At 51.8% G+C, this 18,338-nt stretch carries 15 protein-coding genes, 1 pseudogene and 1 riboswitch; of the genes and pseudogenes, 9 read left to right on the plus strand and 7 right to left on the minus strand.

Going from position 1 to position 18,338, the window contains the following annotated elements; all coding sequences use genetic code 11:
- Positions 1-9: 9 nt before the first annotated feature.
- Complete coding sequence (locus BJQ97_RS12430; RefSeq protein ID WP_160156820.1) at positions 10-1,524, minus strand: spore germination protein; 1,515 nt, start codon at positions 1,522-1,524, stop codon at positions 10-12.
- Positions 1,525-1,665: 141 nt separating this feature from the next.
- Between BJQ97_RS12430 and BJQ97_RS12435 the strand changes: the two genes are divergently transcribed.
- Positions 1,666-3,276, plus strand: coding sequence for a methyl-accepting chemotaxis protein (locus tag BJQ97_RS12435; RefSeq protein WP_160156821.1), 1,611 nt, complete (start codon positions 1,666-1,668; stop codon positions 3,274-3,276).
- 61 nt (positions 3,277-3,337) lie between these two features.
- Here BJQ97_RS12435 and BJQ97_RS12440 read toward each other — a convergent pair whose 3' ends face one another.
- Together BJQ97_RS12440 and BJQ97_RS12445 are read right to left on the minus strand one after the other, a co-directional pair.
- Positions 3,338-4,378 (minus strand): YkvI family membrane protein, encoded by a 1,041-nt coding sequence (locus tag BJQ97_RS12440; RefSeq protein WP_160156822.1) that lies wholly within the window; start codon positions 4,376-4,378, stop codon positions 3,338-3,340.
- Positions 4,379-4,488: 110 nt separating this feature from the next.
- On the minus strand, positions 4,489-5,229 hold the full coding sequence (locus BJQ97_RS12445; RefSeq protein ID WP_160156823.1) for a FixH family protein: 741 nt from the start codon (positions 5,227-5,229) through the stop codon (positions 4,489-4,491).
- A gap of 272 nt (positions 5,230-5,501) precedes the next feature.
- Between BJQ97_RS12445 and BJQ97_RS12450 the strand changes: the two genes are divergently transcribed.
- The 7 genes from BJQ97_RS12450 (at position 5,502) to hepT (ending at position 12,519) form a co-directional block, all read left to right on the plus strand.
- Positions 5,502-7,640 carry an ATP-dependent Clp protease ATP-binding subunit gene (locus BJQ97_RS12450; RefSeq protein ID WP_160156824.1) on the plus strand — a complete coding sequence of 713 codons (2,139 nt, stop codon included), beginning with the start codon at positions 5,502-5,504 and terminating at the stop codon, positions 7,638-7,640.
- Between the two features lie 174 nt (positions 7,641-7,814).
- Complete coding sequence (istA, locus tag BJQ97_RS12455) at positions 7,815-9,320, plus strand: IS21 family transposase (RefSeq protein ID WP_160155207.1); 1,506 nt, start codon at positions 7,815-7,817, stop codon at positions 9,318-9,320.
- Positions 9,317-10,069 carry an IS21-like element helper ATPase IstB gene (gene istB, locus BJQ97_RS12460; protein WP_021322668.1) on the plus strand — a complete coding sequence of 251 codons (753 nt, stop codon included), beginning with the start codon at positions 9,317-9,319 and terminating at the stop codon, positions 10,067-10,069. Before istA ends, istB begins: the two co-directional genes overlap by 4 nt.
- Positions 10,070-10,353: 284 nt before the next feature.
- On the plus strand, positions 10,354-10,863 hold the full coding sequence (locus tag BJQ97_RS12465; protein WP_236567257.1) for a hypothetical protein: 510 nt from the start codon (positions 10,354-10,356) through the stop codon (positions 10,861-10,863).
- Positions 10,864-10,883: 20 nt separating this feature from the next.
- Positions 10,884-11,480: a hypothetical protein gene (locus BJQ97_RS12470; protein ID WP_236567258.1), complete on the plus strand. Its 597-nt coding sequence runs from the start codon at positions 10,884-10,886 to the stop codon at positions 11,478-11,480.
- A gap of 234 nt (positions 11,481-11,714) precedes the next feature.
- Entirely contained in the window at positions 11,715-12,110 is a 396-nt protein-coding gene (gene mntA / locus BJQ97_RS12475) for a type VII toxin-antitoxin system MntA family adenylyltransferase antitoxin (protein WP_201451735.1), read from the plus strand.
- Positions 12,100-12,519 carry a type VII toxin-antitoxin system HepT family RNase toxin gene (hepT, locus tag BJQ97_RS12480; protein WP_160156826.1) on the plus strand — a complete coding sequence of 140 codons (420 nt, stop codon included), beginning with the start codon at positions 12,100-12,102 and terminating at the stop codon, positions 12,517-12,519. The genes mntA and hepT overlap by 11 nt, the downstream gene beginning before the upstream one ends.
- 27 nt (positions 12,520-12,546) lie before the next feature.
- On the opposite strand, the pseudogene BJQ97_RS12485 reads toward hepT, so the two are convergent.
- The 4 genes and pseudogenes from BJQ97_RS12485 to BJQ97_RS12500 form a co-directional block, all read right to left on the minus strand.
- Positions 12,547-12,762: pseudogene (locus BJQ97_RS12485) on the minus strand (TetR/AcrR family transcriptional regulator); the annotation flags it as partial.
- Positions 12,763-12,925: 163 nt separating this feature from the next.
- The gene (locus BJQ97_RS12490; RefSeq protein WP_160156827.1) at positions 12,926-13,981 is read right to left on the minus strand and encodes an RNA-guided endonuclease TnpB family protein; all 1,056 of its coding nucleotides are present in this window, start codon (positions 13,979-13,981) and stop codon (positions 12,926-12,928) included.
- 177 nt (positions 13,982-14,158) lie between these two features.
- Entirely contained in the window at positions 14,159-14,509 is a 351-nt protein-coding gene (locus tag BJQ97_RS12495; RefSeq protein WP_236567259.1) for a GNAT family N-acetyltransferase, read from the minus strand.
- 97 nt (positions 14,510-14,606) lie between these two features.
- Entirely contained in the window at positions 14,607-16,301 is a 1,695-nt protein-coding gene (locus BJQ97_RS12500) for a M3 family oligoendopeptidase (protein WP_160156828.1), read from the minus strand.
- Between the two features lie 301 nt (positions 16,302-16,602).
- Positions 16,603-16,783, plus strand: a riboswitch (Lysine riboswitch).
- 97 nt (positions 16,784-16,880) lie between these two features.
- Between BJQ97_RS12500 and BJQ97_RS12505 the strand changes: the two genes are divergently transcribed.
- Entirely contained in the window at positions 16,881-18,305 is a 1,425-nt protein-coding gene (locus BJQ97_RS12505; RefSeq protein ID WP_160156829.1) for an amino acid permease, read from the plus strand.
- Positions 18,306-18,338: the final 33 nt, after the last annotated feature.

Below are 18,338 nucleotides of genomic sequence, written 5' to 3' on the forward strand. Positions count from 1 at the left end.
TGATCCCCCTTACTCATCAATATCGCGTTTTTGCTTCGCCGCATTCGGATCATAGCGAAACCGTGACCGCGGGCGAAGAAACATCGGCCGCTCCGCCGTCTCACTGTATGGCGAACGAACGAATGTATCGCGGAAGTTGCGAACACGAAGTGGATAAAACGGCAACAAATACGGATAGCCAAACGACTGCAACCGCCCTAAATGAATGAGCAACCCACACGCAGCAAAGATAATGCCGATCCCACCCCAGCCAGCGGCGAACAAAATGAATGGAAACCGGATGAACCGAATGGTGTTGGACATTTTGAAAATCGGCGTTGTAAACGAAGCGAGCGCTGCCAGGGCAACGACAATCAACAAAATCGTACTCGTCAGTCCGGCATCAACGGTCGCCTGCCCAATGACAATCCCGCCGACAATCCCAAGCGTTTGCGCGACTTTCGTCGGCAGCCGCGCCCCGGCTTCGCGCAACAGCTCGATCGTAACCTCCAAAAACAGCACCTCGAGCACAGGCGGAAACGGCACGTTCGAGCGTGAATAAATGATCGGACCAAGTAAATCTTCGGGGATCATTTCGTAATGATACGTCAACACCGCGACATAAATCGGCGACGCCAACACCGAAAAGGCAACGCCGAAAAACCGGATGAGCCGGAAAAACGTACCAAGCACCCATGGCAAATAATAGTCTTCCGGCGACGTAAAAAAATCGAAAAGAGCGGCCGGACCGATCACGGCATACGGGGAACCGTCGCAAAAAATGGCCACCTGCCCCGACACAAGCGCATAGATGGCTCGATCGATCCGCTCGGTCGAGATAAAAAGAGGAAACGGCGTCCGTGAATTGTCAGCGAGCAGCTGATCCAAAATGGCGTTGTCAAACACGACGTCAAAATGAATGGACTCAAGCCGCTGCGTCACCGTTTGAATGACTCCCGGATTAGCAACACCATCGATGTAGGCGATGACCACTTTCGTTTTCGACACCGAGCCAATCGACATTTCCCGAAACACAAGATTGGGCGTCACCACTTGCCGGCGGATGAGATGCAAGTTGACGCCGATATTTTCTACAAATCCGACTTTGGGCCCAACGACGCTGAATTCGTTTTCCGAATCATTGTTTTCCCGAAGCCCCAAATTTTCAGCCGCGGCGCTCATGAGCGCCGCTTTGCCCGGTTGCTCGCGGAAACTGACGGCGACAAATCCTTTCAGCACCTTCTCTGCAATCAGCGTTGCATCTTCGCTCACCTCAATACGCTGAATCGGCACGATTTGTTGCAAGTCTTCCAATCGGACGGTCGGATGCTTGGGAATGTCGTTTTGCAAATGGCAAAGAATATGCTCTTGCAATACTTGCGGATCGACGAGCGAATCAAAATAGTAAATCGACAGCTCCTTCCCCCCAACGATGAACGACAATTCAACGAAGTCGCTTGATTGCCGCAGTTTTTCCCAAAGCTGCGAAATGGGCCGCTGCGGGGGGCGTTTTTTCTTTTTTTTCCAAAACATGAACAAACCCACGGACATCCCCTCGCTCTTCCGTTTACAGCATAGTCTTCCAATCGATAGATATTTTTATGCATCCCCCTCTCATCCTATTGATTCGACAAAATATTCTATATATTATTGAGGATAGACAAAAACAAAAAAGGAGAATCGTCTATGAGCGAATTGACAAAACGGCGCCGGGCAAAACAGGCGTTAAAAAAAGCAACGGCAACGGCGGAAGCACTGCTGCGGTCAATCGACCGAACGCACCCGCTTGAAGAGCAGCTCGACCGCATCCGCGCCTTTTTAGACGACCGTCTCGGACATGACGAATATTTCGTCATCGTCGATGAAAACGGATACGGGCTCGTTCATACGAACCGCCTCCGTGAAGGGCGGGTGTTTGCCGACCCCGTTGGGCTTGCTGCCGCCCGCACGAACGAGCCGCTCTTGCAAGTGTACGAACGCGATACAGGCGAAGTGTTGATTGACGCCAGCTGCCCCCTTTGGACGGAGCCGGGCGGAAGGCGGATCAACTTGCGGATGGGGCGGCTCATGCACCGTCCGTATTTGCAATGGGTGTTCGCCAGCATCGCCGTCGCGACCGCAGCCGTTGGACTGGCCGCTTCCATCGCAGGGGCGCCGCCCGTTTTCGCCGCGCTGTGCGCCGCTGCGGTTGGGCTTGGGCTTGGCGCCGCCTGGCATCGGGCCATTGCCGCCGAGCTTCGCCATTGGTACAGCGTCGCCCGCACTGTCTCCTCGGGTCAATTGCAGGCAGAAGTGAAAACGACGGGAAAACGAGATGAATTTCATCAAATCGCCTACGAAATCAACAAAATGATTCTCGGCATCCGCACGATCATCAATGAGCTTGGCAAAGCGGCCAAAACGGTGCATGATGTCAGCCATGAGCAACAGATGGAAATGCGCCGCCTCTCTGAATCATTTGACGAAATCGCCGCCGCCGTCGAAACGTTCCGCGAAGGAGCGAAACAACAAACGGCCGCCGTCGAGCAAGCGGATGATGTCATCCGGCAGATGGTGGAGCGCGTGCAACTCATGCGGGATGCCGTTGAACGCGTCGTAAGACAAGCAAGCGACGCTTGGTCGTCAGCAGCAGAAGGCATCCGCCTCATTGAGGAAACGAAAACAAACATGGACACGATGCAACGCGGCATCGGCGAAATGACTGCCCTCATCGACAAAGCAGCCAATGAGGCAGCGCGCGTTCATGAGATGATCGCCGCCATTCGCACGATCGCCAAACAAACGAACTTGCTCGCCCTCAACGCCTCGATCGAAGCGGCGCGGGCAGGTGAAGCGGGCCGCGGCTTTTCCATCGTCGCCCAAGAAGTGCGGAAGCTCGCTGAAGATACAAACGTGTTCGCCGCTGAAATTTTCGCCTCGCTCGATGCCATGACGAACGCGCTCAAAGCAGCCGTGCATGCGATGCAAGGAAGCGGCCGCCACGTCGAAAAAACGAAAGACTCTCTTTGGAAAACAGGGGAAACGTTCACATCGTTTCAAGGCATGTTCGCCCAACTGAACGACTTGCTTCAGCAAAACGAATCATACGTCAACGCCATCACCGCCGACGGCGAGCAGCTCGGCGGACTGATGGAAGACGTACGCACCGTCGCCGCTGATTTTTCAAACATGGTGCAAGAAACAGCGGCTGGGCTTGAGCAACAAGCGCTCGCCCTTCACCAATTAGCACGGGAAGCCGACACATTGGCTGCGGCAGCGCGCGACTTAGAAAAAATGATCGCCCGCTTCCACTCATAACGAAACAAAGCCCTTTCGTCCCCCCTTCACCAAAGAAACGTCAGGGAACGAAAGGGCCGATTTATCGGTGCGGCAGCCGTCGGCGCCAAAGCAGCCACAATAATAGAAGACTCATGTAGCCAAACAGTGGATAGAGAAATGATAACAACTCCCCATAACGAAACGGGCTGACCGCCGCAAACAACAACACGAGCAGCACGCCCAACCATTTTCCGCCGATCGACACCCAAACGCGCACTTGACGGGCAAGCCCAAACAGGCCGCCGATGACCGAGGTAAAAATTTCTCCGTAAATGACTACAACATACAACCAATACAGCATGGCAAAAAACGTACGAACCACTTCGGCCATCGGAATGTCGTAATCATCCTTTTGTGGAAATGATAGCAACACGATATGGTTTAGAAGCAGCAACCCTGTCAATATCACTCCACCCAACATCGCCCCGCGCTTCACCGCTTGCTCACTGGTCGCCTCGCGGGCAACAGGCACAAGCACCGCTTGAGCCATCGCCAAGTTAAACGCGGCATAGGAAAACGGGGACAACACCGCCTTAAGCGAATAATCCGATGCCACCATATCCGGTCGGCATAAGTCGCCAACCATCGCCATTTTGATCAATACGGTGGCGCTAAATATCATCATCATCGGCACGACTAACACGTTGACGCCAAACAGCCCTTTGCGGTCAAACAACATGACAAAAAGCGCCAAACTGAGCGTCAGCGCAATCCCCGCCTGCCGCGGCCATCCAATCTGCTCTTCAAACACCGCGCCCGCCCCGGCAATCATCACCGCCGTCACCCCCGCGATCATCACCGTCATCACGAGCGTCACAAACGGACTCAACATTCTTCCGAACAAATAGCGATTCAATTCATCATATGACGCAGCTCCAAGGCGGCGCGCCATCACCATCAGGCGCGCGCCGCCCCATGTGAACAAAACGCCGCTGACCAATACGCCGACCGTTCCAGCCGTTCCGTAGCGGGTAAAAAATTCAATAATTTCCCTGCCAGTCGCAAATCCCGCCCCAATCACCGTGCCGACGTAAACAGCGGCGATTTGCCATGCTTCCGACCATTCCGCTTTCTTCTTCACTGACTGCCCTCTCCTTCTCCTTGTCCGCTGCTTCACTTTCATATATATGTCCGCAGCGGACAGGAAAGACGAATAGGCAAAAAAAAGGATGCCTTCCTCAGCATCCTTCGTTACTGAACCGTCACCTGTTTGACTTGATGTTCGTGCAATTGATCTGTTTCCACATGCACTTTCACCGAATACGTTCCTTTGTTGGCAAACGTGGCCACAGCCTCGTATTCGCCGTTTCCTTTTTCATCCGCATCCACAAATTCATGCTTGTTGTCCGCCTGCCAAATCTCAAAGCGAACGGCGGCGTTCGTAAACGGCTTCCCATCTTTGGTGAGATGAACGGTCAATGCCGCCGGTTTTCCGGCTTCGAACGAACGGGACGACAGCGAAATGGCGATGGCGCCATGATGGCGTTCTTCAGCACGGCCTTGGGAATGTTCGCGCGCACCGTCAGCCGTCGCCGCCTGTTCCGGGTTGCCGGCGATAATATCTTTTTTCGGCATGTTATGCATGTCGCGCGCCGTCACATGGGCGACGACCGAATAGGTTCCCGCTTGGGTAAACGTTTTTTCCACCGAGTAACGGCCATCGCCGTCATGCTTTGCTTCAAGCATTTCCCGCTCGTCGCTCCCATGCTTCCATACTTCAAACTTCACTTCGCTCGCATCCTCGACTTTTTCGCCGCCATACGTCACGACACAGGCGAGCTTGGTCGGTTTGTTCAAATCGATATGATCCGGCACATCGATTTTCACTTCAAGCACAGCCGGCGTCTCCGCTTGCTTGTTGTTGTTTGTGCATGCGGCTATGATCATTCCAAAAAGCACAAGGGCAAATGCGAAACCAACATATCTTCTCATCTTCACCTTTCTCCTTTTTCCTTCAAAATTCATGATAAACGTCGTTCAGTCGCCCATTGTCCGAGACGAGCCTTTTCCGCCTCTTTTTCTGTTTTTCACTTTATCATAGTTTTTTTGCACCTACATTAGTATTCACCATTTTTTCAAAAACATTTCATCGTTATCACAATTTTTTTGTACAAAACACTTGAAAGTCAAAAAAGGTCAAAGTATAATAAAGTCAGAAAGTCAAAGAAAGTCAAAGTCAAAAAAAAAGGGGGGGGGTATGCCTCATGCGTTGCCAAGCATGCCAACAACGTGAAGCAACGGTGTTTGTCAACTTGCAATGGAACGGTGAAAAACAACAACTTCACCTGTGCCATGAATGCTATGAAAAACAAAAACAACAATTGTCGATTCCGATGATGAACTTCGGCTTTTCGCCGTTTTCGTTTGATGACTTCTTTACTAGCCCGTTCACAGCCGCCAACGCGGGGATGAGCTCGCCGGAAACGATGGCGAAACGCCCGCAAAGCCATAGCGGCGGATTTTTGGATCAGTTTGGCCGCAACTTGACGCAAATGGCCAAAGCGGGCTTGATCGATCCGGTCATCGGCCGTGACAAAGAAATTGAGCGCGTTATCGAAATTTTAAACCGCCGCAACAAAAACAACCCGGTCTTAATCGGGGAACCGGGCGTCGGAAAAACGGCGATCGTCGAAGGGCTCGCGCTGAAAATCGCCGAAGGGAACGTGCCGGAAAAACTGTTAAACAAAGAAGTGTACTTGCTTGATGTCGCTTCGCTTGTCGCCAACACCGGCATCCGCGGCCAGTTTGAAGAGCGGATGAAACGGCTCATCGCGGAACTGCAAGAGCGGAAAAACGTCATCTTGTTCATTGACGAAATCCATCTGCTCGTCGGCGCTGGCGCCGCTGAAGGCTCGATGGACGCCGGGAACATTTTGAAACCGGCGCTTGCCCGCGGGGAGCTGCAAGTCGTCGGGGCGACAACATTGAAAGAGTACCGGCAAATTGAAAAAGACGCGGCTCTTGAGCGCCGCTTCCAACCGGTCATCGTCCACGAGCCGACCGTGGAAGAAGCGATCGCCATCTTGAAAGGCATCCAGCCGAAATACGAACAATTCCATCATGTCCGCTACACGGATGAAGCGATCGAAGCGTGCGTGAAACTCGCGCACCGCTACATCCAAGACCGCTTCCTCCCGGACAAAGCGATCGACTTGCTTGACGAGGCCGGCTCGAAAGCGAACTTGCGCCTCGGCCCAACTGACGAAAAACAATTGCAAGAGCGGCTGATGCAAATCGCGAAAGAAAAAGAGCAAGCAGCGAAAGAGGAAAACTACGAGCTGGCGGCGAAACTGCGCGATGAAGAGCTGAAGCTTGAGAAACAACTCGAGCAAGGCGTCACCCAAGAACGCCCTGTCGTCGACGTCGCCGACATCGAGCAAATCATTGCTGAAAAAACTGGCATCCCGGTCGGCAAACTGCAAGCGGATGAAAAAGAAAAAATGAAACATCTCGAAGAAAACTTGGCGAAAAAAGTGATCGGCCAAGCGGAAGCGGTGAAAAAAGTCGCCAAGGCGATCCGCCGCAGCCGCGCCGGCTTGAAAGCGAAACACCGCCCGATCGGTTCGTTCCTGTTCGTCGGCCCGACCGGCGTCGGGAAAACGGAGCTCGCCAAAACGCTCGCTGAGGAGCTGTTTGGCACAAAAGACGCCATGATTCGCCTCGATATGAGCGAATACATGGAGAAACATTCGGTCTCGAAGCTGATCGGTTCACCGCCAGGCTATGTCGGCTTTGAAGAAGCCGGCCAGCTGACGGAAAAAGTGCGCCGCAATCCGTACAGCATCATCTTGCTTGACGAGATTGAAAAAGCGCACCCGGATGTGCAGCACATCTTCCTGCAAATTTTGGAAGACGGCCGCTTAACCGACAGCCAAGGCCGCACCGTCAGCTTCAAAGACACGGTCATCATCGCGACAAGCAACGCCGGCATGACCGACAAAAAAATCACCGTCGGCTTTGAAAAAGAAGCAAGTGGGCAAACGAGCGTCCTTGACTCGCTCAGCGCCTACTTCAAGCCGGAGTTCTTGAACCGCTTCGACGCCATCATTGAGTTCAAGCCGCTCGAAAAAGAGCACTTGCTCGAAATTGTCGACCTAATGCTCGCTGACGTCAAAGCAGCGATGCGCGAACAAGGCATTGAACTCGAAGTGACGGAAGCGGCGAAAGAAAAACTGGCTGAGCTCGGCTACCATCCGGTCTTTGGCGCCCGCACGCTCCGCCGCGTCATCCAAGAGCATGTCGAAGACAACATCGCCGACTGCCTGCTTGACGCAAGCAGTCCCGTGCGCGCGATCCGCATCGATGTCGAAGGAGACTCCATCGTGGCAAGAATAGAGGAATGATTCATAACGAAAGCTCTGACCAAAGACGCGCTTGTTTAGTGCAAAATAAAAATACAGAGTTCTGCAACGAAACGTGCAGAGCCTAAGGCAAAGAAAAAAGGCTTGCCAGCCCCTAACATTTCCTCTACTGTGGAAGTTGTGAACACATAAACCAAACAGTGGAGGAGCGAAAGGATGCTGGCAATGCCCGAAATGAATCGTATCAGAAAACTGCGTGAAAAGAAAGGGTTATCGATTGCGGAAATTTCCCGCGAAACGGGATATAACTGGAGAACGGTCAAGAAATACGCGGATGGCGGCATTTCTGTCCAACCAACCATCAAACGCAAAAAGGGGATGATGGAGGAAGAAGGATACGGGCAAATCATTGATGACTGGTTGGAGGAGGATGCCAAGCTGCCGAGAAAACAACGGCGAACGAACAAGACGATGTTTGAAGCGCTTTGTCGTGACCATGGATTTCAAGGCTCGTATCGCACCGTTTGCGCGTACGTGCAAAAACGAAGACCGCAGCTCAAACTCGAGAAAGAACAGCGCTATGAACGACTTGAGCACCCGCCAGGCGAGGCGCAGGTGGATTTCGGGAAGATGACGGTGGTGACGAAGGAGGGGAAGGAAGAAGAACGATCGGTTTTGATCGTAAGCTTCCCGTATAGCAACGCTGCGTTTGCTTATCCGCTGCCGGCGGAAAACAGTGAATGCTTCCTCCATGGGTTGACGCAGCTGTTTCGTCAGGCTGGGGGAGTGCCAAAGGCATTGCGCATTGACAATTTGTCCGCGGCCATCGTGTCGATTCGAAAAGGGGGAGAACGCCAATTCACCGAGGCTTTTGAGAAATTTCAACTCTACTATCGGTTTGATGTACAAGTGTGCAATCCATACAGCGGACATGAGAAAGGAAATGCGGAGCGAAAAGTCTATTACACTCGCAACCTTTGTTTCGTCCCGGCTCCGTTGATCGAGTCGGATCCGGAGCTGGTGGAGTGGCTGCATCGCAAGATGGTCGAGGACCGAAACCGCCCTCATTATGAAAAGGGGCGGTTGATAGAGGAGCTATGGCAGGAAGAGCGGCCGGAGCTGTTGGCGTTGCCGGAACAAGATCTTCCGATCTTCTCCCTCGATCACGCTTACGTGAATAAGTACGGAGAAGTGATGGTGGATGGGAAGGCGTTCGTCGTCCATGGCCTGTCCGTCCCCAACCGGGTATTGGTGAAAAAAGAGTGGGATCGTTTCTTTGTGCTCTCTCCTGACGGAGGCATACATCTTGAGATGCCAAGGCCGTATACGAACGTGAAACGCGAGATCCCTTGGAAAGAGATTTTCGCTGAGTGGGAGACCAAACCCCGGGTTGTCGGGCATTCCCGATACCGGGCGTACTTGCCGGAAGCGATCCGAACGTATCTGGCTGGCACCCCGCCCCAGGTGGCGGCCCGTTTGAAAGGGCTGCGAGCGCTGTTGGATCGTTGCACGCTTTATGAAATCGCCCAGTGGCTCGAGGAGAGTCAGCGATGGGACTTGGCTCCTCATGAAATCGGGGTGTTGATGGAAGCCGAGCAATCCCATTACCCGGCCAAGTGGAAAGAATCGTACACCCCTTCCGTCCTGATCGACTATGAAACGGACTTAACGGTGTATGATCAACGTCTTCATCCTGTTCGGGAAGGGGGTGTCCAGGGATGAGAGCAGAGGTGAAAGAGATTTGTAAAGCACTGCATTTGGCCTATATCGCGGATCGATTCGAGGAGGTGATGTTCGAAACGAAAGAACAGTTTTTGCGGGATGTATTGGCGCTGGAGCTGTCGTGCCGCCAGCAGGCGAAACAGGCCCGGCTGATCAAGAAAGCCAAGTTTCGGGAGTTGAAATGGCTGAAGGATTACGAATGGTCGGATCACATCCACTGGCCGACCACGACATCGAAGAAGGAATTGTGTGACCTTCGCTTTTTGGAGCGAAAGCAAAACGTTCTGCTTTTAGGCTCGCCCGGGACAGGAAAAACCCATCTCGCCACAGCGCTCGGCATCCAGGCGTGCCAACAAGGCCATGAGGTTCGGTTTTTCCGCGTCGCGGATCTCGTCGCCCAGCTGGAAGAGGCATTGAAAAATGGCACGCTCGGGCGGCTGAAACGAAGCATCGATGCGTGCGAACTGTTGATATTGGATGAACTCGGCTATGTGCCGTTTCAAAAGCAAGGATCGGAGCTGTTGTTTCATATTATCGCCGACTGTTATGAGCGAAAAAGCGTCATCGTGACGTCGAATCTGGAATTTGGACAGTGGAATCGGGTGTTTGGGGACAACCGCTTGACAGCTGCGCTGGTGGATCGCTTGGTTCACCATGCCCACATCCTGGCCTTTACGGGAGAGAGCTATCGACTGCGGAACGCTCTCTCCGCGATCCAGCCGTCCTCTTCCCCCGGTCTGGAACCTTAAGTCTTGAGCTGGCAAGCCTATGTATTTTTTCTTGCACTTCTCTGCATTTTTTGCTTGCAAAAAACACGCGCTTGCGTTTTCGGTCAGAGCTTTTTTATAGAAGACACCTGCGAGCCCCCCTTCAGCCAAAGCAAGGAAAAGGATGTGTCCTTTCCTTCCGATAAAGCAATATGTCGAGTGTTCTGTGACGACCCCATTTCACACTTTTCTAAATATTTCACTTGACAGTTTTTTTTTTTTTTGATAAAAAAGATACAGAATTCAAAATATTGGGGGTATTTGTGATGATCAAAAAAACGATGCAAGCCTGTTGTTTACTTCTTTTAACAGGAGGCTTCCTCTTCCCTTCGGCCGAAAGAACAGGAGCAGAAATCAACCCGACCTATATTCCTTATGATGGATACGAGTACGTTCACAACATAGATACAAAAGGGCTGACCATTTATTGGACTCATACCCATGTAAACAACAAACCCACTGCTGATACCGTCTCTCACACTGTAACGAGGGAAGCGTACGCCACAGCCAATGTTTCCGCATCCTCAACATTTAAAGAGATGGTCATGGAAGTAGGAATTAGTACTGAAGTAGGTTTAGGAGCGCGGATGCAGAAAACGACGACTGTTACTTGGACCATTCCTCCATACTCTACCTATACTCTTCGATATGGAAGCCGCTGGGTGAAAGCCACCGGCAAGGAAAATTACTATAGCAGAGGAACATTAATTAGTTCCAAAACCGTCAGCGGGCAATGGACTTATGAAGGATACTCCGATAGCATTAAGCAAAAATAAACATTCTTGATGGTGATTTTATGATCAAAATGTTGTTCCATATTTATCTTGTGACCTGCTTTCTCCTGCTGGCTGCATGCGAGCATCAACATCATCCTTCTTCCCATCACCCGACAAAGCAAGTGGAGAAGGAAGGGGGAACAAAACAAACAGAAAGCAACCATTTATCATTAGAACAAAAATTTCTTCCCCCTCATTTTTTAGTCAATCAATTTGCTGCGAACGCAACAAGCCGATCCATTAAATTCACCATTCATTATACAATGTCTGAACAACTGTACCATTTGCTTGAACGGTATCAAGATTACTATTTTGTAATTCAATATCCAGAGGAGCTCTCTCGTTTGACTCGAATCGAACATTCACATGCAGTCAAGGGGCCTTTGCCTAGCAATGGCCAGCTGTCGTATGTCGTCACCATTTCCTCCACGTGGAAAAAAGACATCCCAAAGGACTTGATGGATCAAATCAATCATGGACAATTGCGGTACAATCTTCTGATCTTGGACAAAGAGCAATTCCCCGTTCATATCTTCAATGATGTCCAATGGTATCAATCCTTTGATCCGAATAAGGGATCGAATATCATTTCTGAAGATGGCAATACAAAAAGATGATGGATCAATCTAAAACATTCATATCGATTGGACAAATGAAAATGCTCATTCGTCAAACACCGTTTCTTACCAAATAGCGTTTGAGGGGAAATCAGTCAATCAGATGCGGTATTTCTATCATTCAAGGGGGCGTGTCATCGCCTTCCCTTTTCTTTTTCCCGCTTTTCGCCAAGAACAAGAAGATTTTGCTATAATGGAGAAAAACACAAGGAGGCATCGCGATTGCCAACCGAAATGGAGACGGTCATCATTCATACCCTTCGTCCGGTTCTCGACCCGTTCGTCATCTACCTCTTCGGCTCAGCCGCCCGCGGGGCGCTGCGCCCAGACAGCGATGTCGATATCGCCTTTATGAGCGACGGCGAACCGTGTGATCCGTATGAGTTGTTTCTGCTCGCAGGGCAGTTGGCTGACAAGCTGGGGCGCGACGTTGATCTTGTCGATTTGCGCCAGGCAAGCACAGTGTTTCAAGCGCAAGTCATCTCGACGGGAAAAGCCATTGATTGCCGCGACGAGCGGAAACGGGCTGAGTTCGAAATGAAAACATTGAAAATGTATGCGAAGCTGAACGAAGAGAGAGCGCCGGTGTTAAAACAAATTGCGGAAAGCGGGACCATATATGAAAAGTGATGTCATTTTAAACAAGATAAGCGTGATCGAACGCTGCTTGAAACGAATTCGCGAAGAATATAACGACGATCCAAAAAACTTACAAAATTATACAAAACAAGATTCGATCGTTCTTAATTTGCAGCGGGCGTGCGAGGCCTGCATCGACCTTGCCATGCATATCGTTGCCGAGCAAAAATTCGGATTGCCGCAGCATAGCCGCGATGCGTTCGCCCTTCTTGAAGAACACGGCGTGATCTCTCCTGCCGTAAGCAAAAAGATGAAGGCGATGGTCGGATTCCGCAACATCGCCGTTCACGACTATCAACAACTGAACCTTGGCATCTTGCAAGCCATCGTCGAACACCATCTTGATGATTTCAAACAGTTTGCAGAAGCCATCCTCCGTTATGCCAAGAAAAACAGCTAGGCCGGCTCCCGCGCGGAAGCCGGCCGTCTAGCGCCGCAGACCGTTCATCAATACATGAATCGTCCGTTCCATCTCCGCCTCATCGTCCCAATTGTGGTCAGGCAAAAGGAGAAAGCGGGCGGCCAAAAAGCCGGCGAGCGATGTGATCGTCAAGCGGATGATCGAATCAACCGGCAGCTCGGCCAACTCCCCTTTTTCTTGAAAATGGCGGACAATACGGGCGAATTTTGGATACACGTGCTCTTTGACACTCCACACGCCTAAAGGGCGTGGGATTCTTGGGTCGTTCGCGTCCTCATCCATTTCTGGTTCAGACAACGCCCAAGTTCAGGGGTGTGTCATCACCCCGTCCCATTGGGTTAAGTTGTACCCCAATGGGCGGCGCACCTGTGACCAGTGCGCGAGGTTAGGCGGCGAGGCCCGAAATCGCTTTGGCGATGTTGATCGCGCCATTCAAGTCGGCGTGGATGGTGTATCCGCACTTTTGGCATCGGAAGTGGATGCCGTTTCGGTTCGCTTTCTCCCGATGCCCGCATCGGCATGTTTGACTGGTATAGGTCGGATTCACCCACTCGACCCGAATGCCCGCCATTTCCGCCTTATAGGCAATCATCGTTTGCAGTTGATGGAACGCCCATGAATGAAGACTTCGTCCCGCTTCTTTGACCGAAGCGGCTCGTTTCCGAATCCCCGCCAAATTTTCCATCCGAATTACGCCAACACCGTTGGCAAGGGCAAAACGGATGATTTGACGGCTGATTTGATGGCTCATATCTTTCATCCAGCGGGACTCTTTATCCCCGATTTTGCGAATCATATGAAGCTTCTTGGCTTTGCCCAACGTTCGCCGCAAAGCCGCATATCGCCGGCGTATGAAGGCGCATTGGTTCCCTTTAAAGAACAACGATTTCGTTCCCACGCTGGCAACGGCGATATAGCGAAGCCCAACGTCAACCCCCATCACCTTTGTTTCGTGTCTAGGCTCCACTTCAAAGGTGATCGCGATCGCCAAGCACCATTTCTTTCGTTTTTTGTAGAGCTTGGCCGCCCCTTGTTTGGCGGTTCCATGGATCAGCCGATCCAGCCATGCTTCTTGATAGGGGCGCGTGACGACAGGCACGCCAATTCGCTTCTCCAGTGTGGGAAAGGAAACTGTGTAGAACTCTCCTTTCTTTTCCACCTTCACGTTTTGATTGTTAAAGCAACACCATAATGTTCGGAACTTCTTTATTTTCTGGTTTTTCTTTTGGGACTTCACTTCTCGAATCGTCTGATTCACGACGGCGGAAGGAAACCGCTGCGACGAAAACTCTTTAAACAGTTTGCTCGTCGCTTGATTCAGCTTGGGATGATTCAACAGCCAATTCGCAAAGGCGGTATTCACTTCTGTCATCCGTTCATACATGTCTTGTTTGACTTTCGTTGGGTTGTGCAGTTCCAGCCTGAGTGTGATCGTCGGCATGGATTCACCTCCTTGTGGCGATGACAGGATGCCATTTTTTCAGAATCATTTAATTATGAAGAAAACGGCTCGCTTTCATCCCACCTCTAAAGGAGTGGACTTTCCCGCTCGCGGGTCTGTAAAAACCACGCGACGGATTATCGGCAAGCACCCAAACGACCATCGAACGAATTCCTTTTATTCCAAATTGTTGACTAACACTTGAACGAGTTGTCGGCCGAACCCTTTTCCTTGCGCCCCTTTAAGCAAATAAATCGCGTACAGCTCCCCGTCATATTGTACTGCTGGTCCATTGCTCGCCCGGTTTCGTCCGCTGGAGGTGAATCCAACAACGCGCCCGTTTTCCTCGGCGACAAACACGGAATGATCCGATTGGCGGAGCACCTTCTCCCATAACGTTTGTTTTTCTTCCACTGTCAACGTCTCCAAGTACACGTCCGGTACAATGCCGCTGTATGTCGTCTTCCAACTTTCGACGTGGACCGAAGCAATGGCCGGTGCGTCAGCCCATGTGGCTTTACGGATCATCGTTCTCCCCCTTCGCCCCTAGTTTTACATAGTTTTTCCAATTTTAATAACGAAAGGGAGGACGGTGCCGTTCCCGCCCGCCTTCTTTGCTTCTTTATTACAATGCTTCGTCATCGACGCTGTCCAGCCACCGCTCGATATGGCCGACGACCGAAGCAACGGCCCCATCGGCAAACGGCGACTGGAGGTTGGCGCTTTTGACGAGCTCGGTAAACGGCCGGCTGCCGCCCAATCGACAAAGCGCCACATAGTCGCGCCAAGCTGATTCCCGATCTTCCTGTGCTCGCTTCCAAAATTGGAACGCGCACACTTGAGCCAATGTATAATCAATGTAATAAAACGGGTCGGTGTAAATGTGCCCTTGCCGCTGCCAAAAGCCGCCGCGCTCAAGGTAGTCATGGCCGCCGTAGTCTCTTGTCGGCAAATACGCTTTTTCGATGTTGCGCCAGACACTCTTCCGCTCTGCTGGCGTCATATCCGGGTTCTCGTAGACAGCGTGCTGAAATTCATCGACCGCAACGCCGTACGGCAAAAACAAAAGCGCGTCGCTCAAATGGGCGAACCGGTATTTGTCGGCGTCTTCGGCGAAAAAGAGCTCCATCCACGGCCATGTAAAAAACTCCATGCTCATCGAATGGATTTCGCACGCTTCAAGCGTCGGCCAGTTGTATTCCGGAATGTCGTAATGACGGCTTTCATACACTTGGAACGCATGCCCGGCTTCATGGGTGAGTACGTCAATGTCGCCGGACGTCCCGGTAAAGTTCGAGAAAATAAACGGCGCCTTATAGTCATCGATATAGGTGCAATAGCCGCCGCCCGCCTTTCCTTTTTTGGCGACGAGGTCCATCAATTCATGTTCGACCATATAGCGGAAAAACTCGCCTGTTTCCGGCGACAGCTCTTCATACATGCGCCGACCGTTTTCAACGATCCAATCAGCGTCTCCCTTTGGTGCTGGGTTGCCGGTTGGAAACATAAACGGTTCGTCGTAATAGTAGAGCTTCTCGACATTGATGCGCTGCCGCTGGCGTTCGCGCAGCTTTGACGCGAGCGGGACGATGTGCGTTTTCACTTGCCGGCGGTAGCGGGCGACCATGTCGGCATTGTAATCGGTCCGGCCTAAACGGGCGTAGCCGAGTTCCACAAAGTTTTGGAAGCCGAGCTTGCGAGCGATCTCCGTGCGGACGCGGACGAGCTCGTCATACAATCCATCGAGTTCTTTTTCATGATCGGTGAAAAATGAAAACCGCGCTTCGTTCGCCCGTTTGCGCATCGTGCGGTCCGGCGACTCAACAAACGGCTGCAGCTGGGCGAGCGTCCGCTCTTCGCCTTCAAACATGATTTTCGCCGACGCAATGAGCTTCGTGTATTCGCTTGAGAGTTTGTTCTCTTGTTGCAAGTCCTTGACAATCGCCGGCGCGTACGTTTTCAATTGCGTTTCCGCCAAGGCAAACAACTGTTTTCCCCACGCTTCTTCAAGCTCACTGCGAAACGGCGAAGCGACGAGAGCGCGGTAATAATCGTTGACAAGCCCCTTGACGACTGGCTCCGTTTCGTCGAAAAAGTCTTGCTCTTTTTTATAAAATTCATCGTTCGTATCGATCGTATGACGGATATGGCAAAGGTTCGCCATCGTGCTGTAGCGGCGGCGCAGCTCATTGATCCGCTTCATCGCCTCATGTTGCCCGGCGGCGCTCCCGGCGCGTCGGAACGAATCCAGTGCTTCTTGAAACGATGCCTGCAATTTTTCGATGTCCGGCCGCTCATAGCGAAACTCAGAAAATTTCATGCTCATCCCCTTCTTTTTTTCACCGAATATGATGATAGGAGAAAATCCATCCCCAGTGGAACGGATCTTTTCCACGTTTCACCGGCCAATTGTATATTCGTCGAACTTCAAAAATATCCTCCTTTTCCAACTCCTTAAACTCACTTCCATTTTACCCCACAAAAACCATACTGAGCAATAATCATGTATGGTAAATATGAACACCCAACGTCTTGATCCACTCTTTCCAACAAAAAGATATTGACGATATTTGTCGAATTAAGTAATATAATGTCGGCAACCATATACCCCCTCTCCACTTTAATGGGATAGAGGTCGCGGTGGACAAAAGTAGCGCTGCCGAGGCTCGGAGCAGTCCATGACGCAGCGGGAAAGGGTTCACCGCCGAAGTTTGCGGCGCGCTCCGGCGGCGCAAGCTGGGCCTGCGGCCGAACAGGCGCAGGACTGCCATCGCCTTTGGGCGATGGAGCGCTATCGCCATTCAGTTGGATGCGAACCGATCAGATCATGCACCCGCTGAAGAGGCGCGGGTGCTTTCTTTTATTTTTGCTTATTTTCTAAGGAAGGAGCGTTTTCATCTTGGACCATCAGCGAAAACTTGGCATTTGGGTGTTAACCGCGCTTGTCGTTGGCAACATGGTCGGATCGGGCATTTTTATGCTGCCGCGTTCGTTGGCGGAGGCGGCGAGCCCAATTGGCGTCATGTTCGCCTGGCTGTTGACTGGAGCCGGCGTCCTCATGACGGCGCTTGTATTTGGCAACTTGGCGATTCGCAAGCCGAACTTGAGCGGCGGGCCGCAAATTTATGCGAAAGAACTGTTCCCGAAAGGTTCGAACTTGTCGATTTTATCCGGTTTTATGTCGTCGTGGGGCTATTGGGTCGGCAACTTCGCCGGCAACGTCGCGATCATTACGACATTTGCAAGCTACTTGTCGACGTTTTTCCCAGTGCTGACAAGCGGTCAAACGGTGCTTGAGATCGGCTCGTTCGCGCTGAAGCTTGGGAATGTGCTGACGTTTCTCGTCTGCACGGCGCTTCTTTGGGGGATGCATGTCATCATTTTGCGCGGGGTGGAAGACGCCAGCAAGCTGAATTTTGTTGCCACCGCGGCCAAAGTGCTTGGTTTTTTCCTATTTATCGTCATCGCGCTGTTTGCCTTTGACAAAGCGGTCATTGGTCCGCTTGACGCTCCGCGCTATGGCGGGGACGGGCAGCCGATCGGTTTGCTTGGGCAAATCAACAGCGCCGCTTTATCGACGCTTTGGGCGTTTGTCGGCGTTGAATCAGCGATGGTGTTCGCTTCCCGGGCCCGCAAACAGGCCGATGTGAAATGGGCGACGATCGCCGGTCTCTTGATCGCCTTAGCCATTTATATCGGCATCAGCTTTTTGGTGATGGGCGTCTTGCCGCAACGTGAACTGATTCAATCGGAAAAACCGCTCGTTGATGCCATTGTCGCCATCGTTGGCCCGGGTGGCGGCTATGTGCTCGCTGCTCTCGGACTCATCAGCCTGCTTGGCTCAACGCTCGGCTGGATTTTGTTGAGCGCGGAAGTGCCGTATCAAGCGGCGAAACAAGGGATGTTTTTGCCGGCTTTTTTGAAGGAAAACAAAAAAGGGGTGCCGAGCTTCTCGCTCACATTATCAAACGCCTTGGCGCAATTGTTTATTTTCTCGACCGTTTCCCACTCGATGGCGGCGGCGTTTGACTTCGTCATTTACATCGCCACGCTCGCTTATCTCGTTCCGTATTTAATCGCTTCCGTTTTCCAGCTGAAACTCGTTATCACCGGAGAAACGTATGCGGAACGACGCGGGCGAATAGCGGACGGCATCGTTGCGGCGCTGGCAACATTGTATTCCATCTGGGTCGTCATCGCCGGCACATCAGACTTCAAAACGTTTCTTCTTGGCGTCGCATTGCTTGCGAGCGGCATCATCTTCTATCCGCAAGTAAAAAAAGCGGCGCGGCAGGCGGACGAAAAACAAAAACTGTCCGCATAACCATAAACCGAACGTCCTGCATTTGGGCGTTCG

Origin of the sequence: Geobacillus sp. TFV-3, from assembly GCF_009901865.1 — a bacterium.
Classification (GTDB): domain Bacteria; phylum Bacillota; class Bacilli; order Bacillales; family Anoxybacillaceae; genus Geobacillus; species Geobacillus thermoleovorans_A.

What these genes read in the sequence shown, in the direction of transcription:
- BJQ97_RS12435 (WP_160156821.1), top strand. Translation starts at nt 1,666, where the DNA reads ATGAGCGAATTGACAAAACGGCGCCGGGCAAAACAGGCGTTAAAAAAA.
- BJQ97_RS12445 (WP_160156823.1), bottom strand. Translation starts at nt 5,229, where the DNA reads ATGAGAAGATATGTTGGTTTCGCATTTGCCCTTGTGCTTTTTGGAATG.
- BJQ97_RS12450 (WP_160156824.1), top strand. Translation starts at nt 5,502, where the DNA reads ATGCGTTGCCAAGCATGCCAACAACGTGAAGCAACGGTGTTTGTCAAC.
- istA (WP_160155207.1), top strand. Translation starts at nt 7,815, where the DNA reads ATGCTGGCAATGCCCGAAATGAATCGTATCAGAAAACTGCGTGAAAAG.
- istB (WP_021322668.1), top strand. Translation starts at nt 9,317, where the DNA reads ATGAGAGCAGAGGTGAAAGAGATTTGTAAAGCACTGCATTTGGCCTAT.
- BJQ97_RS12465 (WP_236567257.1), top strand. Translation starts at nt 10,354, where the DNA reads ATGATCAAAAAAACGATGCAAGCCTGTTGTTTACTTCTTTTAACAGGA.
- BJQ97_RS12470 (WP_236567258.1), top strand. Translation starts at nt 10,884, where the DNA reads ATGATCAAAATGTTGTTCCATATTTATCTTGTGACCTGCTTTCTCCTG.
- mntA (WP_201451735.1), top strand. Translation starts at nt 11,715, where the DNA reads ATGGAGACGGTCATCATTCATACCCTTCGTCCGGTTCTCGACCCGTTC.
- hepT (WP_160156826.1), top strand. Translation starts at nt 12,100, where the DNA reads ATGAAAAGTGATGTCATTTTAAACAAGATAAGCGTGATCGAACGCTGC.
- BJQ97_RS12490 (WP_160156827.1), bottom strand. Translation starts at nt 13,981, where the DNA reads ATGCCGACGATCACACTCAGGCTGGAACTGCACAACCCAACGAAAGTC.
- BJQ97_RS12495 (WP_236567259.1), bottom strand. Translation starts at nt 14,509, where the DNA reads ATGATCCGTAAAGCCACATGGGCTGACGCACCGGCCATTGCTTCGGTC.
- BJQ97_RS12500 (WP_160156828.1), bottom strand. Translation starts at nt 16,301, where the DNA reads ATGAAATTTTCTGAGTTTCGCTATGAGCGGCCGGACATCGAAAAATTG.